This window comes from Candidatus Pantoea formicae, from assembly GCF_011752625.1.
Taxonomy (GTDB): domain Bacteria; phylum Pseudomonadota; class Gammaproteobacteria; order Enterobacterales; family Enterobacteriaceae; genus Pantoea; species Pantoea formicae.
The window spans coordinates 78,180-93,083 of sequence record NZ_VWXD01000002.1 but is presented as its reverse complement, the minus strand read 5'-3'; the positions used below and the strand labels follow the sequence as shown (position 1 = coordinate 93,083).

Sequence of the window (14,904 nt, the reverse complement as noted above, 5' to 3'; positions counted from 1 at the left end):
TTCTATCATGCCGAAGCCGGGCGCGCACCCTCATGAAAAGGCCATTGGAACGGCGCAACCAGCTCCAGCGGATAACGCGCACCCTGTTGCCACAAACGCACGCTTTCGGCCACCAGGGGTGAACGCAGCCGATTGGCTGTAAGAATCTGCTCTGGCGGCAACCACCAGCAGCAATCGATGTCACGGTCGTGCGGTGAAGTGTCACACTTTTCGGCCAGATCAAGACCAAACAGGAAACGCACAAAAGGTGTATCGTCAGGGGCAATCCACTGCTGCACGCCAAGGAAGTACTCTGGTTTAGCGTCGATCCCGGTCTCTTCAAAGAGCTCGCGTTGAGCTGCTTCTAGAATCGTTTCATCCGCTTCCAAATGTCCCGCAGGCTGGTTCCAGGTAATGCGACCGTGAACACGCTCCTCGACCACCAGCAACTCACCCTGCGCCTGAACAATACAGGCCACCGTTACATGAGGTTTAAACATCCTTCCTCCGAAATTGTTAACCAAAAGTTATTAAATATTTTAGACCTCGGTGCTGATATCACGCCATGTGCCGGGTGCGAGATCGTTCAACTGGTATTCACCCATCGCAAAGCGAATCAGGCGCAATGTCGGGAAACCGATATGCGCGGTCATGCGTCGTACCTGGCGATTACGCCCCTCATACAAAGTGATTTTCAACCACGTGGTGGGGATAGCTTTACGTTCGCGGATCGGCGGTTGGCGCGGCCAGAGCCACTCTGGTTCAGTGACTAACTCCACGCCTGCAGGCAGGGTGGGGCCATCGTTGAGGGTCACACCGTTGCGTAATGGGGATAAATCTGATTCCTGCGGCGCACCTTCCACCTGCACATAGTAGATTTTTCCGGTGCGTTTTCCCGGCTGAGTCAGTTGCGCCTGCAACGCGCCATCGTTGGTCAGTATCATCAAACCTTCGCTGTCGCGGTCGAGGCGGCCTGCGGCGTAAACATCGCTAATGGGCACAAAATCTTTCAGCGTGCGGCGCCCCGCCTCGTCGCTGAATTGCGGCAACACATCGAAAGGTTTGTTAAAGAGTATGACGCGGCGTGGCCCTTTCGGGCGTGTAACACGGCGCACGGGCTTGCGTGCTGCGGCGTTAGAGCCTTTATCCTGGTGAATTCGTTGGGAAGTTTTTCGCATGGTCTTTGCAGTTAGAAACAATCAGCGCATTATAACGCGAAACTACGGTGATTGGCGTAGCGGAAATATTCAAGTAGTATTGAGCCGCATCTTACAAATCATTAACAAAAAATCGCTCGAAGGAGAGGTTGATGGAAAGCAAAGTAGTTGTTCCGGCGGAAGGTCAAAAAATCACCCTGGATCAGGGCAAACTGAACGTTCCGAATAACCCAGTCATTCCTTATATCGAAGGTGATGGCATCGGCGTTGACGTTTCCCCTGTAATGCTGAAAGTGGTTGATGCCGCTGTGAAGAAAGCCTACAACGGTGAGCGTAAAATTTCCTGGATGGAAATTTATACTGGTGAGAAATCAGTAGAACTTTACGGTCAGGACGTCTGGCTGCCGCAAGAAACCCTCGATTTAATCAAAGAATACCGCGTTGCCATCAAAGGCCCGCTGACTACCCCAGTCGGTGGCGGTATTCGTTCTCTGAACGTTGCGCTGCGTCAGGAACTGGATCTGTACGTGTGCCTGCGTCCGGTTCGCTACTACACCGGTACTCCTAGCCCGGTTAAACGCCCAGAAGATACCGACATGGTGATCTTCCGTGAAAACTCAGAAGATATCTATGCAGGTATCGAGTGGAAAGCGGGCACGCCAGAAGCTGATAAAGTGATCAAGTTCCTGCGTGAAGAGATGGGCGTGAAGAAAATTCGCTTCCCAGAGCAGTGTGGTATCGGCGTGAAGCCGTGCTCTGAAGAGGGCACTAAACGTCTGGTGCGTGCTGCGGTTGAGTACACTATCACCAACGATCGTGATTCTCTGACCCTGGTTCACAAAGGCAACATCATGAAGTTCACCGAAGGCTCATTCAAAGACTGGGGCTACCAGTTGGTGAAAGAAGAGTTCGGCGGCGAGCTGATCGATGGCGGCCCATGGATGAAGTTCAAGAACCCAAACACCGGCAAAGAAATCATCGTTAAAGACGTGATCGCTGACGCCTTCCTGCAGCAGATCCTGTTGCGTCCAGCAGAATACGACGTTATCGCTTGTATGAACCTGAACGGTGACTACATCTCTGATGCCCTGGCGGCACAGGTTGGTGGTATCGGTATCGCACCAGGCGCAAACATCGGTGACGAATGCGCACTGTTCGAAGCAACTCACGGTACTGCACCTAAGTATGCTGGTCAGGATAAAGTGAACCCAGGTTCAGTCATCCTGTCGGCAGAAATGATGCTGCGTCACCTGGAGTGGTTCGAAGCCGCAGACCTGATTGTTAAAGGCATGGAAGGCGCAATCGCTGCTAAGACCGTGACCTATGACTTCGAGCGTCTGATGGATGGCGCTAAACTGCTGAAATGTTCAGAGTTTGGCGACGCGATCATCGCGAACATGTAATTTGCCCTCAGGCAGAATGCATAACGGGAGCCTACGGCTCCCGTTTTTTATTGGAATAAATCTACATCACTGAAAAGTAATTCTGTGATGATAAATATAGAAGGTCATATCCGCGAAAGTCTGGACTTCATCGGGGTCCCCGAGTTGTTGACGTATAGCAGCTAACCGCTGGTTGGCTTCACTGTCTTTATCTGCCGTTGCAATCGCTGGAATCGAGACGAACTGGCGTTCAGGGGATTGCGCAATAAACGCATCGCTTAACCAGGAACGCAGTGTCTGTCCACGTGAACTGTCGGACATAATCTGATAATTGTCTCTCCAGAGCACCGGCGTAATATGAATATGCCCCTCAGCCATCCAGTTGACGTTATTGGATAGCTTCCAGAAATCACCGTAACCAAACTTAAGGTCGTTTTTATCAAGGAAATCGATATAAGCCTGGGTTTGTTTTTCACTATCTGCAAAGGGGGAGGTGTGTTGATAGTAAGAATAGCCTGAAGAGGATAAAAACAGGGCTAAAACGCAGCCGATAAAAATATCTCTTTTAAAAGAGAGTCGCAGAACAACCACCATCATCACAAAGCAATAGGTATTAACAAAGAAGCGTGCGCTCCCTTCATAAGGCATGTCGTAGCCAATAATAAACGAAGTAATAATTGCTGCGATGCTTAAAAAAGCAAACAGGGCGATAAAACGCGCTTTCTCGTTTTGCTTCCAACAGATGACTACGGCATGCAGGAACAGTGCCACCCAGATGATCAATGAAGCAATATAAGCAAGATTGTTGTCCACAAAGAACAAGTTCAGGCCACGGCCGAGGATATGAACTGTCCATTCTGCATTGATCAGCCATTGCTCTACGGGTACTAGCGTGAATCGTTGGACAGGAATATGTAACCAACGCGGCACCGCATGGATCATGGTGAAAACAAACGCGATCAGAAAAATAATTGTCGCCTTTTTGCTGATGGTTTTATTCCATGAGAAATAAAAATGCACCAGCAAAAGTGGTAGAAAGAATGTGGCGGCAAACCAAGGGTCTGATACTGCCGACAATATTGAGATGAAACTATACAATACGACTCTGGGTATCGATTGTTTATGCAAATTAAAGAAGCTGATGGCAAACACCAGCACGCCAAAGAACTGAGTGGAATAATGCGAGAACGGGTGCGCGATAAACCCGCTGATGTAGCAATAAGCCGGCAAGCCCACAATCAAGATCGGCGCTAAGATAAAAGTATGACTTCTATTGGCGTTGTTATTGATGGCAGCAATGATAAGCGGCGTGAGAAAAACAAAGAATGCGCTGGATAATGTCAGTGCAAAGCGCCCATCGCTCGACAGCAGCGTGAAAAAAATAAAATTGATGGGGTAAACGGTAAAATACCAGTTGTCCGGCGTTGGCAACCAGTCGCGGAAGACGCTGAAGCCTTCACTCAGGAAGGCACGCCACACAATCGGGCTATTTGCTACATCGGGCTCATAGGGAAAATAGCGGAACGTGAGAAAACAAGAGGCCGCAAGCGTAAAGAGTGTGATACCTATCCATGTGAGTTTTTGCGATTGTGGCGAGTTTAGCATTGCTTATTCCCTTTGGTATTTTTAATTAAATAACGAGGTCTTTTCTTGCTCTCAATGTAAATCCTACCAATATACTCACCAAGCACACCGATACCGATTAATTGCACGCCGCCGAGGAAAAGAATAGAAACTAACAGGGAAGGGTAACCCGCAACGGGATTTCCCCATACCAGCTTATCGACAATCATCCATAAGCCATAAAGAAATGACAGTGCCGCGACAGTGAAACCGATATAAGTCCAAATACGGAGAGGAAACGTTGAGAAACTGGTAAGGCCTTCAAGTGCCAGATTCCATAACTTCCAGCCATTAAATTTCGTTTGGCCGTTAACGCGCTCCGAACGGGTATATTCAACAATAGCGACGTCACTTTCAACCCAGCTGAGAAGACCTTTCATAAAAAGATTTCTCTCCCGCAACTGCTTTATGTTTTCAACCGTCTCACGGGAGAGAAGCCTGAAATCACCCACGTTCTCTTCAATTTTAGGATGGCTGATCTTGTTGTGCAGATGATAAAACCATTCAGCTGTTTTGCGTTTGAAATTAGTGTCGCTGCTTCTGTCGCTGCGTTTGGCCAGTACAACAGGCCAGCCTTCCTGCCATTTGCCAATCAGAGCGGGAATGACTTCGATCGGATCTTGCAAGTCGACATCAATAGGGATTACTGCATCGCCAATAGCGTGCTCGAGGCCCGCCACAAGTGCGGCTTCTTTACCAAAATTGCGCACGAAATTAATCGCTCTGACGCTGGGGTCCGCATCCGATAGGGCATTGATGATGCGTTCGGTGGCGTCTTTGCTACCATCATTGACAAAGAGTATCTCAACATCATATTCGTTGAGTTTTTCTTTAACGACGCGATAAAAAAGGGGGATGGCGTCCTCTTCATTGAAGACAGGGACAACAAGAGAAATTTTCACTTTTTAATCCTGAATACGATGAAGCGAGAGTAGAGAAATCCGGCAATCAAACTGACCAGAGAGAAAACAATCAGGGTAACGATTGGGTTAATGGCAAAAAAATCACCCGCCCTGCCTACCCCCAACGCAAGTGCGCCCATGAACAGAACATAAAGCAGGTATCTCAAGCCCGTTGCTTGCGAGTTAAAAGTCCAGCGAGCATTGGCGAAAAAAGAGAAGGTCACAGCAACGCAGAAGGCAAAAAAATTGGCTATCGATTGAGTTGCACCAAGGGCATATAACATGCCAAACAGCGCCCAATGAATCAGCGTGTTGATTACGCCTATGGAGGAGTATTGCGCGAAAATTTTGAGCATCATTGAAGGTCAGTTCAATCCTGACAATTAATTAAATTATTACGATGACTCCACTGAGGATATGTCATCACTGATGTGGCGCAACGATGAAATGCCATATGTAAATCATGACGCTAATTGGCGGGAATCTTAACAGAAGAGAGGGAGGGAAAAAACCGCAGCCGTTTATCTGAATCAGAGGAAAAACAGGAGCAAGCGCTCCTGTTTTGCATGATTAAGTGTTGCCACTCTCGTTAGCGGTTGTCGATGGTTGCCGCTGCTGCGACAGCCGCCAAAAATCATTACCGGTGGGGTGCTGGTAGGTCCGCAACGAGAATGGGGCGAGAATCGCGTAGATATATTCGAAAATAGCCGATTGTGAGTCCTCGTAATCAACCCATAACACCGAAGAGGTGAAGCAGTACACTTCTACCGGCAAACCTTCTGGCGAGGGTTTCATCGCGCGTACAACGATGTACATGTCTTTCTTAATATCATCTCGTTGTGATAACCATGCCGTCAGGTATTTCCGGAAGACGGTCAGATTGGTAATGCCGTTCTCGGCAAACCAGCGGTCGCCGACTACGCTGCTATCACGCCCATCCATCAGTGCTGAAAGCTGTTCATTGACCCCTCGCACTTGGCTCATCTGCTGCACCAGTTCCTGATCGATAAAGCGGATGGATGTCTGGTCGAGATGGAAACTGCGCATAATACGGCGCGCCCCGGATGAGAACATCGCCTGCCAGTTGGTGTAGGTTTCAGTCAGGAAGTTCTTGGTGGGAATGCGCGAAAGGGTGTTATCCCAGTTGCGAATGGTAATGGTATGCAGTGCAATATCGATGACTTCGCCGCTCAGGCCGTTATCCGGCATTTCAATCCAGTCACCCAGTTGCAAAACGTCATTTGACGACACCTGAATATTCGCCACTAAAGATAATAACGTGTGCTGAAACACCAGCATCAATACGGCAGCCACCGCGCCAAGGCTGGAGATAATAATCACTGGCGACTTATTCGACATGATGGCCAGAATCATGATGGCTGAAATAATGTGCACCAGGATTTTGCCGACCTGAATATAACCTTTGATCGAATGGTTTTTACGTTTCGATTTGCGCGAATAGGAGTTATTAACGATCTCCAGTACTTCTGTAAAAAACAACGACAGATAGACAAAAAACAGGATGCCGCAGATGGTTTTGATCGCGATGAGCAAATGTTCAGGCAAGTCAGGCATGAACTGCAGCAGGTAATACACCGTGATAACGGGGATAAAGTTGGACAATTTTTCAGAGAGTCGTACGTCTTTATCCAGCGGAACCTGCTTTTTGTGTGTGCTGAAAAACACTTTGCGCACCACTTTAACCACAAAAAACTTGCAGATCAGATGGGTCACCATGCCGGCTATCACCAACAACAGCAGACTAAAGGTGGTTGATAACAGGGTATTGCTTTCAATAAATTTCTGGATATCGCTTAAATATTTCATCTCAACCACATGCCTGACAACGTTGGCGGGAATTCAAACACAATCTGACTGCACGCTGTATGCGACAAGTGCGCAATTTCTACAACTGGCAGGCAAACAGCAACACACTTAGCAAAACTTTGAAACAGATAACATACAGCGGCGATCTACCGTGTCTTTTAGCGATGAAACCGTTATCTTCAGCGCTTCTGATTCAGGAGGTGGTATGCAGGGTGTGATCAAATTCGTTAAAGGCTGGCTGCTGTTCTCGGTGTTATGGGGCATTTTCATGTGGTTTATGTCATGGCATGCGCAGGGGGAAGCGATCACTATGGCGGTGGTAAAAAGTTTATACGCCGGCCTGATTTATCAAGCGCTGATGACAATGGTGGCACGTTACAAAGCGCGTCGTTCTCAAGCCTGATTGCTCACATCTGCCCACACAGCTTTGCGCAGCACTGACGCTAATTTGCACTCTGTCAGGCAATCTGGCGCGACTAAATACAGTGTGGGTGGAAGTAAAGATGGGAAAGACGTCGTTAGCTGCATGGTTCTTTTTGCTGGTGTCATTTGGAAGCTGTGCGCAATTACCCAACGAGCCACTCAACCTTTCGAGTCACCATGGGCGTTCTTTGGATGTGAACAACAGCACTGCTGATGTGGCGGAAACGCCGGATGAGCACATTCAGGAGCGGCTGGACGATGTCGGGCACCAACAATAGAGAACGTGGGACTAAAGCGGCCTAAGACTCGCCAGTTAAACATGTAGTCATAACGCTGTTTGAGTCAGTTAAGCATCTGGTGATAACGCTGTCCGGTGCTGCTCTGGGGCTGGCGGTAAAGGCGATAACGCAGTCTGGTGCCGCTCAGGGTCTGGCGGTACAGGTGATAACGCAGTTTGGTGCCGCTCAGGGTCTGGCGGTACAGGTGATAACGCAGTCTGGTGCCGCTCAGGGGCTGGCGGTACAGGTAATAACGCAGTCTGGTGCCGCTCTGAGGCTGGCGGTACAGGTGATAGCGCAGTCTGGTGCCGCTCTGGGGCTGGCGGTCCTCGCGCCGCTGACGCGGTACCTTCACTTCACTCGTCCGCCTGACGGACCGGCGCAGACGGGACTTTCCCTGTCCCGGCTGCACCTTTCGCCAGCATCCATGCTGGCTCTCCTGGCTTCCTCATTCCGTTCAGCGCTGCGAAATGCCATCCCCAGAGCGGCACCAGCCTGCTTGCTAACATCCGTGTACGCTGTTTGAAAGGGCTCGCTGCTTCAGGCAATAGTGCTTTTACTGCCACAAAGAGCACCGTGTCTCAGACCACATCGCCTTTGCTTCTGCAAAGGGCACAATGTCTGAGGCCACAGCGCCTCTGATGCTGCAAGGGCTATTCGCAGCGCTGAGGCGGAGACGTTGTGCCAGGAGCCAGGCGCAGGGATGCGACAGGCAGTTCGGGTAGGCCAGGACGGCCGTACCCGAACGTTCCGGCCGGCACAATGTTGCAGCCGAAGGCACCGCGCAGCGGCGCGAGGACGGCCCGGCAGCAGCAGAGGTGCTGGGGCCCGCACCAACATCCCCACCCGCGCACATTAAAAAAGGCCGCCATTTTAAGAACATGACAGCCTCATTCGAACAGGACCTTAACTCACTGGCATGATGCCAAACGGCCGCGTTTTGGATTATTTCCTGCCGAGCAAGAAACCGACAATAATGCCGATGCTGGCCGCTACCGCCAGGCCAGTCGCTGGATTGTCACGAACCGATTTGACCACGCAGTCTGCTGCATCCTGCACAGCATAACTGGCTTGCGCGGGATAACGACGCGCGGCACCTTTGGCCTGATGTTTACGAGAGCCGGTCCATTCCCCGATTTTTTCTTCTACTGCGCCCGCTGCTTCATTCAATTTAGCTTCCGCTTTGTCAGTCATATTGACTCCCTATTGGTGATGAATATTAGGTTTCAGCGTAGTAAGAGAAAGGCATACCATCAACCCACAACCTGAGTAGGTTGTAACAGCCGTTTGCAGGAATAGATTTTTAGGCCAGGCTTGAAAGAGTCAGGCACAAATTAAAAGCGTGTTTATGCCGGGGTTTCAGAGCAGGAGGAAAAATGAAGCGCGATGTATTGAACGAGGACGATTACGATGAAGTTTGCCGGGTGATTGGTGACGCCGTGATTGTTCTTTCCGAATGCGGCCATGAGACCAAGAGGGCGGAGATCGCCCAACTGTTGCAGCGTACTCGTCACCACCGTAACCATGATGAGCGTGATGAACAGCGGATGCTGGAGCATGCGATCAGGCTGGTCAAGCCTTAGCGATCACGGGCCGTTTTAAGCTTTGCCGCGGTAGGCAGGATACCAGCTCACCAAAAAGTGGCGCAGATGGTCAAAACACCACTCGGCATCTTCAGCCTGCTGGCAATAATAGCGAACCGTCACTTTCTCATAGCGCATATGGCGTTGATGTAACGGCGACCAACCCCAGTCCAACACCGCGCGCGCATAATTCACCAAGGTTCCGGCTTGCATGCTGTGCTGTTTCTCCTGGCGGCCAAGATAGAGTTCAAAAGCCTGGTCCAGACTTTGTGTTTCCTCGCTGCTGCCGCTGGAAAGCGCTGGACGAAAGGCAATATCAATAAACCCACACACGCCGTCTTCGCGCTGCTGCCAGTCACAGGCCAGCGTCATAAATACGCCCTCCTGCAGGTTGACCTCTTCCAGTAAACGCCGCAAATTTTCGGAATGTTGCACCGCTTTGATCTCATCTATGCGTTCAGTTTGTAGCGTGAGGTCAAAGCCGCATGGGTTCACCGAACCATCAGCATTGGTGGTGGCCGGAAAGGGGAACTCGATATAGCCGTTATTATCCAGACTCTTTTCCATGATGCAGATCCACAGCGTGAGGAAACCTGACAATAAACCATCTTGCACGGCTAAGCACGTTTAAGGGCACGTCCAGGTAATCATGGTGTTTTGATAAGGGTTAATCAGACGGAACTGCTTATCTGACAGACGCTGAGCCGTAAAGCCCTCGGAAGTCACGGCAGAGGGTACATATTGAAAGCGGTCACTGGAGTGCAAGGTGCCGCTTTTAACCGCGACACCATCACGGGTTACGGTAAAGGCGTTAACTAAATCAAAAATGCGCGCCTGCGTCTGACCCATAGGTTGTCCGTAAATGGTCGACACCTCGCCGGGGCAATCGACGCCTTTCGGCGTTGAGCTACAGCCAGCCAGTAACAATAAGAGGGTGAATAGCGCTGTGTTTCGCAACATGATCCTGTCCTGGTTCGTTCCCTTGTTTGCAGTGGTCCGCAACTGCGCACGGATATGCTGATCATAGCAGGTCTGGCGCCGCTTCCCATTTGCCATTTGCTTAATCGTTAAGCGGTAAGAATGTAAAGGGGTGACTTTGGTAGCAGATAAACGTTATTCTTGCCAGCGTTGCGCATCAGGTAAGCAAAACAAGGGCAGATCTATGAGAGAAGAAGAAGCCAGTTTAATGATTCTTCAACACGCGATTGATAAATTAGAAGCCGACAAGAAAAAGCAGGTCATGAACTGCGTAGCGGCCTTGCAAGACGTTATGCAACGTTTCGACCCGGAAGATGCGGGTCTGGCGTTAATGCTGGTGGCCGCTCAGGTCGCAGCAGAGTAGTCCGTTCCAATCCTCCTTTTATCATCCGTTTGTGGTGAAAAATCCATGCAATCCCGCTGCTGCTCAGTCGAAATCGGCTGAAGCGCAGCTGTTGCGTCTTGACGTATTCATCTTTCTCCTGGTTCACTTTCCTGCTGCCTGTGCTAAACCTGACAGTGAATCCAAAAGGAGGATGAGATGAAAAAGACATTATTTTTGATTGGTACTTTTAGCCTCGGCCTACTGCTGGCGGGCTGTGCATCTGACCACGTATTACATACCACCGATGGCCAGACCATTGTGGTGCAAGGCAAACCTAAGGTCGATGAAGATACCGGCATGATTACTTACAAAGATATTGATGGCAAAGAGCAGCAGATAAACCGCAATCAAATCAAAGATATGAACTCGATTAATTAACAGCGTTCAGCGAAAAGTCTTTTCAGGCCCGCAACTGGCGGGCCATTAAACCTCACACTTCACCATTCTGTGTTACGCTTTCCACAAAATTCCAATGAAATCATTATCTAACCTCAGCGGAGAAACCAATGAAGGCGATAGCTATTGCCGTTGGCTTGATGGCGTGTCAGATCGCGCCAGCCTGGAGCGAAACTCAATTTCAAATCACCTGTCCCGGACGCCCGACGATGACCGTTTCCCGCGCCAATTATGGTTTGAGCACATTAATGTGGCCTAAACGCCATTTTCAGGTAGCAGCTGGGCAACAGCGCACCAGCCTGAAAAGCGGTGATAAAGTGGCGATAACCCGTTTCCGCAATGGCGATCAGCTGATTGTGAACAAGAATAATGACGACACTTTCTTCGTCTATGCCAACAGCAATAAACTGCTACCCTGTGCCCGCACAGAAAAACGTGATGCAGAAATCCTCTCGCTGGAGCGTTACGACGATAGCCAGCGTCCGAACTCCTGACACCCATGGTCATCAAATCAGTTGCTGCTGGCGTAGGTCCAACGGCGACTGCTCTGCTTCATCAATTGCCGCCAACCAACTCTGTAAATCCACTTTTGCCCAAGAGAGGTGACCACGAGTGGTGCTCATCAGCACGACATCGGGACGAAGTGTGCGGTAAAGCTCCAACGACTGTTGTAGCTCCAGTGGATTGCTCTCAGGCACCAACACGCTGATCCAACGATTGTAATCGCAGGTCAGCGTATCGCCGACAAACAGATAAGTGCTGCCAAGCGGCGAGTGGTAGAGAAAACTGCTGCTGCCGGGGGTGTGGCCGGGCGTGGGGAGCAAATGAAAATCACCGAAATGGGTTTCCTGCTGAGTGAAGGTTTCATCCGGTTCGATGATCAAGCTGACTGCACCCAGTGAACGGCTATGACAATACAGCGCACTGCTAAAACGCTGTTGTATCGCAATAGCACCGGCCGCGGCTTCATGTGCATGCGTGAAGTAGTGGCGGATAACGCCACCTGCATCGTTGAGAAACTCATGGTCGAGTGGGTGCTCCACGCGGCCAATCAGCAAATTGCCACGGGGGTGGCGTAGCATGAAACCATGCATCATCAAATCGCTTGCGGTCTCTTCAGCGGGGAATTCCGGCGTCGAGATCCACAAATCTTCGTAAAGTGGCTTCAATGTCGGTCTCCTACGGCAAAACGTTAGCGCATTGTCGGGTGGCCGGTGAAGGCGAGTTGAGCTTCGCCCTGTTCGAGCTGTAAGGTAGCACGGGAACCCAGCGGCAGTGTGACGGTGTCGGCATCGTGGCCGAATGCCAAATCGCTAATGACCGGGATATGAAACTCGTCGCGCAAGCGCTGCCAGACGGTGGCAAAATCAAAGCCGTTGTCATAGGCCGACAGCGATGTGCTGGTAAAACTGCCGGTGATAATGGCTCGTTGGCGCGCCAGAATACCGCTTTGCTGCAGCTGAATGAGCATGCGTTCAATGCGGAACGGATGTTCATTCACATCCTCGATCACCAGAATACCGTCTTCAATTTGCGGCATCCATGGCGTACCCATCAGAGAACAGATCATTGCCAGATTGCCCCCCCAAAGGGTGCCTTGCCAGCGGCCCCTATCAGGACTGTGGCTGCGCCAGCCTATATTCACTGTAGGTGATGTGAGCGCCTGCCAAAAGTGTGACAGGGTAAATTCAGATAAAGTCTCCGCGCCAAAATTGCCGGCCAGCATCGGCCCACTGAAGGTGATCAGCCCGGTTTGTGCCAAGAGTGCTAGCTGTATTGCGGTGAAATCACTGTGTCCGCACAGCGCGACAGGTTGGTTAAGCAACTGACGCTGCAGGCCGACATAATCAATTTTATCCAGCAGTCGGGTTGCGCCATATCCGCCGCGCACCGCTAAAACGATGTCGGGCAAGGTGGTCAGCCTTGCTAATTGATTCACATCATTGAGCCGTTCTGCATCCTCGCCCGCAAAGCGTTGAAAACGACGTGTTATCGCTGATAGATTCTCAACTTCATGCCCATCCGCCTGTAAACGGCTGACGGCACGTTGGGCCGCATCTTGGTTGTGGCAATAGCCAGAAGGGGCAATTAGACGGATTGAGCGGGGGGCGAGCATAGCGTTCATCCTGATTTAAAGTGGCCTGCCGATGATGGCGAATTCCGCAACTGATGTCACGACAGCACAAGGTTTTTTACTTATTTAGGATAAACGGTAATTTTGCATTGCGCTGCGCCAGGTATGATAGCTTGCGCCAACCTTATTGCGGAACCAAAAATCAGTGAAAATTCGACTACTTATGCTATCTGCGCTGTTGCTTGCAGGCTGTGCCAGCGAGCCAGAAAAAACGGTAGTGCCGGAGAAAAATACGCCATTAACCCAGGCACCGCCGTCGAAAGTGAATGATGCATGGTCACTGTTTACCGAAGATGCCGCCAGTCATTATGGTGTTGATGAGAAGCTGATCAGCGCCATTATTAGTGTCGAATCGGGAGGAAATCCTACCGTGACCAGCCGGTCAAATGCGGTGGGACTGATGCAGATTAAGGCCTCGACCGCAGGCCGTGCGGTCTATCGTACGCAAGGTCGTCACGGTCAGCCCACCTCGTCAGAGTTACGCGATCCCGCGAAGAATATCGATATTGGTGCTGCATACCTGAAGTTGCTGCAAGATTCGGAACTGGCGGGGATTCGCAACCCACTGACAATGCGTTATGCCACTATCGTCTCTTACGCCAACGGTGCTGGTGCATTGCTGCGCACGTTCTCACGTAATCGTGATCGGGCGATTGCCATGATTAATTCGATGTCGCCAGAAGAGTTCTATCAGCACGTGCAGGATAAACACCCGGCGGCGCAAGCACCGCGCTACTTGTGGAAGGTTACAACGGCTTATCGCACCATTGGTTGATGGTTCGTGGCGGAGCAATTTATTGCGCGTCTGTCAGCAACAGCATTGCTTGACGCACGCGCGATAAATCCCATCGCTACACCAGTAACCGCGCCGTTGGGTAATCAACAATCAACACTTTCACATAACCACCAAGTAAAGCACCGCGAATGGCCTGCGCTTTTTCTTTACCCCCCGCTAGCGCGACCACCTGCGCACACTGCTTAACCTGTGCCAGCTCCATGCCAATCACCGGGTCCTCCTCCGCACTTAACACCGGTTTGCCTTGCGCATCGAAGTAATGCAGGCAGATATCGCCCACCGCGCCACGCTCCGCGAGGGTGCGTAGCATCTCTTCATCGTAGTAGTTGCCAGAATTGCGGAGTAAAGCGGAGGGTTCCAGATCGCCAATGCCGACAATCGCCAGGTCCACTTGATCAAATTTTTCCAGCACCACGGCCACGTCAGGGTTCACGGATAAACGCTGGCGATCCTGCACAGAGTGTTCAATCGACTGTGAGGGCAGTAGCCAGGCTGGGCAGTCCAAAAGGGCTGCGAGGTTTTGCGTCAAGATTGTCGCCTGCACGTTGCCGTTAGCTCCCACGCCTCCCAATAATTGAATCACGCCTTTGCAGGGGGCGCTGAGAGGATGTAATGCATCAACCATGGCGCGGATGGTGCCGCTCCATGACGAAATACCAATCAATTCATCGGCGCGCAGGCGGGTTTCTAGGTAGTGCGCGGCTGCTGAGCCAATCGCCTGTTTGATCTGAAGCGCCGAAGCCTGATCGGGAACGTCCACCACGATCACCTGTGGCAGCTGATACTGCTGCTCAATGGCTTTCTCCAGTTCGGGAAACACATTAGCAGGTGGCACCACGCTGATCTTTACCACACCTTCTTTTACGCTCCTGTTCAGAATGCGTGACACAAAAGACTGTGACAGCTTGAGTAGCTGCGCAATGTCGGATTGCTTCATGCCTTCCACATAATACAGCGTGGCGATTTTCACCATCAGCCGCTGTTCATCCTGTTTTGCCATGGTTTTTTCTCTCTCTTAACCTGCCTGGTATTGTTAATCAGCCTGTCATAAATAACAACGC

Annotated in this window: 21 protein-coding genes; 9 read left to right on the top strand and 12 right to left on the bottom strand. The window is 50.8% G+C overall.

Features of this window, described 5'->3' with window-relative positions; all coding sequences use genetic code 11:
- Nucleotides 1-5: 5 nt before the first annotated feature.
- Together F3J38_RS05075 and rluE are read right to left on the bottom strand one after the other, a co-directional pair.
- Entirely contained in the window at nt 6-479 is a 474-nt protein-coding gene (locus F3J38_RS05075; RefSeq protein ID WP_084935345.1) for an NUDIX domain-containing protein, read from the bottom strand.
- Between the two features lie 39 nt (nt 480-518).
- Nucleotides 519-1,157: a 23S rRNA pseudouridine(2457) synthase RluE gene (gene rluE, locus F3J38_RS05070; RefSeq protein WP_167135768.1), complete on the bottom strand. Its 639-nt coding sequence runs from the start codon at nt 1,155-1,157 to the stop codon at nt 519-521.
- A gap of 131 nt (nt 1,158-1,288) precedes the next feature.
- Here rluE and icd point away from each other — a divergent pair, with 131 nt between their 5' ends.
- Entirely contained in the window at nt 1,289-2,539 is a 1,251-nt protein-coding gene (gene icd, locus F3J38_RS05065; protein ID WP_039330638.1) for an NADP-dependent isocitrate dehydrogenase, read from the top strand.
- 66 nt (nt 2,540-2,605) lie between these two features.
- On the opposite strand, the gene F3J38_RS05060 is transcribed toward icd, so the two are convergent.
- The 4 genes from F3J38_RS05060 to F3J38_RS05045 all read right to left on the bottom strand — a co-directional run bounded on the left by F3J38_RS05060 (nt 2,606) and on the right by F3J38_RS05045 (nt 6,870).
- Entirely contained in the window at nt 2,606-4,123 is a 1,518-nt protein-coding gene (locus tag F3J38_RS05060; protein WP_167135766.1) for a hypothetical protein, read from the bottom strand.
- On the bottom strand, nt 4,117-5,043 hold the full coding sequence (locus F3J38_RS05055) for a glycosyltransferase family 2 protein (RefSeq protein ID WP_167135764.1): 927 nt from the start codon (nt 5,041-5,043) through the stop codon (nt 4,117-4,119). Before F3J38_RS05055 ends, F3J38_RS05060 begins: the two co-directional genes overlap by 7 nt.
- Nucleotides 5,040-5,399 carry a GtrA family protein gene (locus F3J38_RS05050; RefSeq protein WP_167137040.1) on the bottom strand — a complete coding sequence of 120 codons (360 nt, stop codon included), beginning with the start codon at nt 5,397-5,399 and terminating at the stop codon, nt 5,040-5,042. The genes F3J38_RS05055 and F3J38_RS05050 overlap by 4 nt, the downstream gene beginning before the upstream one ends.
- 214 nt (nt 5,400-5,613) lie before the next feature.
- The gene (locus tag F3J38_RS05045) at nt 5,614-6,870 is read right to left on the bottom strand and encodes a mechanosensitive ion channel family protein (RefSeq protein WP_167135762.1); all 1,257 of its coding nucleotides are present in this window, start codon (nt 6,868-6,870) and stop codon (nt 5,614-5,616) included.
- Between the two features lie 205 nt (nt 6,871-7,075).
- On the opposite strand from F3J38_RS05045, the gene F3J38_RS05040 reads away from it, so the two are divergent.
- The 3 genes from F3J38_RS05040 (at nt 7,076) to F3J38_RS05030 (ending at nt 8,097) form a co-directional block, all read left to right on the top strand.
- Nucleotides 7,076-7,273, top strand: coding sequence for a DUF6404 family protein (locus tag F3J38_RS05040; protein WP_167135760.1), 198 nt, complete (start codon nt 7,076-7,078; stop codon nt 7,271-7,273).
- Between the two features lie 100 nt (nt 7,274-7,373).
- Nucleotides 7,374-7,571 carry a hypothetical protein gene (locus F3J38_RS05035; RefSeq protein WP_167135758.1) on the top strand — a complete coding sequence of 66 codons (198 nt, stop codon included), beginning with the start codon at nt 7,374-7,376 and terminating at the stop codon, nt 7,569-7,571.
- 79 nt (nt 7,572-7,650) lie between these two features.
- Nucleotides 7,651-8,097: a hypothetical protein gene (locus F3J38_RS05030; protein ID WP_167135756.1), complete on the top strand. Its 447-nt coding sequence runs from the start codon at nt 7,651-7,653 to the stop codon at nt 8,095-8,097.
- A 419-nt stretch (nt 8,098-8,516) separates the two neighbouring features.
- Here F3J38_RS05030 and F3J38_RS05025 read toward each other — a convergent pair whose 3' ends face one another.
- Nucleotides 8,517-8,765, bottom strand: coding sequence for a DUF883 family protein (locus F3J38_RS05025; RefSeq protein WP_034822005.1), 249 nt, complete (start codon nt 8,763-8,765; stop codon nt 8,517-8,519).
- A 182-nt stretch (nt 8,766-8,947) separates the two neighbouring features.
- Between F3J38_RS05025 and F3J38_RS05020 the strand changes: the two genes are divergently transcribed.
- A complete protein-coding gene (locus F3J38_RS05020; protein ID WP_167135754.1) occupies nt 8,948-9,154 on the top strand; it encodes a DUF2767 family protein in 207 nt (68 codons plus the stop codon).
- Nucleotides 9,155-9,169: 15 nt separating this feature from the next.
- On the opposite strand, the gene F3J38_RS05015 is transcribed toward F3J38_RS05020, so the two are convergent.
- Nucleotides 9,170-9,721 (bottom strand): hypothetical protein, encoded by a 552-nt coding sequence (locus F3J38_RS05015; protein WP_167135753.1) that lies wholly within the window; start codon nt 9,719-9,721, stop codon nt 9,170-9,172.
- A gap of 60 nt (nt 9,722-9,781) precedes the next feature.
- A complete protein-coding gene (locus tag F3J38_RS05010) occupies nt 9,782-10,114 on the bottom strand; it encodes a hypothetical protein (protein ID WP_167135751.1) in 333 nt (110 codons plus the stop codon).
- A 202-nt stretch (nt 10,115-10,316) separates the two neighbouring features.
- Here F3J38_RS05010 and F3J38_RS05005 point away from each other — a divergent pair, with 202 nt between their 5' ends.
- From F3J38_RS05005 to F3J38_RS04995, 3 genes are all read left to right on the top strand, one after another.
- On the top strand, nt 10,317-10,496 hold the full coding sequence (locus F3J38_RS05005) for a hypothetical protein (RefSeq protein WP_084935367.1): 180 nt from the start codon (nt 10,317-10,319) through the stop codon (nt 10,494-10,496).
- 177 nt (nt 10,497-10,673) lie between these two features.
- Nucleotides 10,674-10,895, top strand: coding sequence for a YgdI/YgdR family lipoprotein (locus tag F3J38_RS05000; RefSeq protein ID WP_167135749.1), 222 nt, complete (start codon nt 10,674-10,676; stop codon nt 10,893-10,895).
- Between the two features lie 128 nt (nt 10,896-11,023).
- On the top strand, nt 11,024-11,407 hold the full coding sequence (locus tag F3J38_RS04995) for a hypothetical protein (RefSeq protein WP_167135748.1): 384 nt from the start codon (nt 11,024-11,026) through the stop codon (nt 11,405-11,407).
- A gap of 12 nt (nt 11,408-11,419) precedes the next feature.
- Here F3J38_RS04995 and F3J38_RS04990 read toward each other — a convergent pair whose 3' ends face one another.
- Both F3J38_RS04990 and ldcA read right to left on the bottom strand, forming a co-directional pair.
- On the bottom strand, nt 11,420-12,082 hold the full coding sequence (locus F3J38_RS04990; RefSeq protein WP_167135746.1) for an MBL fold metallo-hydrolase: 663 nt from the start codon (nt 12,080-12,082) through the stop codon (nt 11,420-11,422).
- A 23-nt stretch (nt 12,083-12,105) separates the two neighbouring features.
- Nucleotides 12,106-13,029 (bottom strand): muramoyltetrapeptide carboxypeptidase, encoded by a 924-nt coding sequence (ldcA, locus tag F3J38_RS04985; protein ID WP_167135744.1) that lies wholly within the window; start codon nt 13,027-13,029, stop codon nt 12,106-12,108.
- Nucleotides 13,030-13,192: 163 nt separating this feature from the next.
- On the opposite strand from ldcA, the gene emtA reads away from it, so the two are divergent.
- Nucleotides 13,193-13,822, top strand: a complete 630-nt coding sequence (gene emtA, locus F3J38_RS04980; protein ID WP_167135742.1) for a membrane-bound lytic murein transglycosylase EmtA — start codon at nt 13,193-13,195, stop codon at nt 13,820-13,822.
- A 76-nt stretch (nt 13,823-13,898) separates the two neighbouring features.
- On the opposite strand, the gene F3J38_RS04975 is transcribed toward emtA, so the two are convergent.
- Entirely contained in the window at nt 13,899-14,843 is a 945-nt protein-coding gene (locus F3J38_RS04975; RefSeq protein WP_167135740.1) for a sugar-binding transcriptional regulator, read from the bottom strand.
- Nucleotides 14,844-14,904: the final 61 nt, after the last annotated feature.

Coding starts and splice junctions, on each gene's coding strand:
- F3J38_RS05075 (WP_084935345.1), bottom strand. CDS start 479: ATGTTTAAACCTCATGTAACGGTGGCCTGTATTGTTCAGGCGCAGGGT.
- rluE (WP_167135768.1), bottom strand. CDS start 1,157: ATGCGAAAAACTTCCCAACGAATTCACCAGGATAAAGGCTCTAACGCC.
- icd (WP_039330638.1), top strand. CDS start 1,289: ATGGAAAGCAAAGTAGTTGTTCCGGCGGAAGGTCAAAAAATCACCCTG.
- F3J38_RS05060 (WP_167135766.1), bottom strand. CDS start 4,123: ATGCTAAACTCGCCACAATCGCAAAAACTCACATGGATAGGTATCACA.
- F3J38_RS05050 (WP_167137040.1), bottom strand. CDS start 5,399: ATGCTCAAAATTTTCGCGCAATACTCCTCCATAGGCGTAATCAACACG.
- F3J38_RS05045 (WP_167135762.1), bottom strand. CDS start 6,870: ATGAAATATTTAAGCGATATCCAGAAATTTATTGAAAGCAATACCCTG.
- F3J38_RS05040 (WP_167135760.1), top strand. CDS start 7,076: ATGCAGGGTGTGATCAAATTCGTTAAAGGCTGGCTGCTGTTCTCGGTG.
- F3J38_RS05035 (WP_167135758.1), top strand. CDS start 7,374: ATGGGAAAGACGTCGTTAGCTGCATGGTTCTTTTTGCTGGTGTCATTT.
- F3J38_RS05025 (WP_034822005.1), bottom strand. CDS start 8,765: ATGACTGACAAAGCGGAAGCTAAATTGAATGAAGCAGCGGGCGCAGTA.
- F3J38_RS05020 (WP_167135754.1), top strand. CDS start 8,948: ATGAAGCGCGATGTATTGAACGAGGACGATTACGATGAAGTTTGCCGG.
- F3J38_RS05015 (WP_167135753.1), bottom strand. CDS start 9,721: ATGGAAAAGAGTCTGGATAATAACGGCTATATCGAGTTCCCCTTTCCG.
- F3J38_RS05010 (WP_167135751.1), bottom strand. CDS start 10,114: ATGTTGCGAAACACAGCGCTATTCACCCTCTTATTGTTACTGGCTGGC.
- F3J38_RS05005 (WP_084935367.1), top strand. CDS start 10,317: ATGAGAGAAGAAGAAGCCAGTTTAATGATTCTTCAACACGCGATTGAT.
- F3J38_RS05000 (WP_167135749.1), top strand. CDS start 10,674: ATGAAAAAGACATTATTTTTGATTGGTACTTTTAGCCTCGGCCTACTG.
- F3J38_RS04995 (WP_167135748.1), top strand. CDS start 11,024: ATGAAGGCGATAGCTATTGCCGTTGGCTTGATGGCGTGTCAGATCGCG.
- ldcA (WP_167135744.1), bottom strand. CDS start 13,029: ATGCTCGCCCCCCGCTCAATCCGTCTAATTGCCCCTTCTGGCTATTGC.
- F3J38_RS04975 (WP_167135740.1), bottom strand. CDS start 14,843: ATGGCAAAACAGGATGAACAGCGGCTGATGGTGAAAATCGCCACGCTG.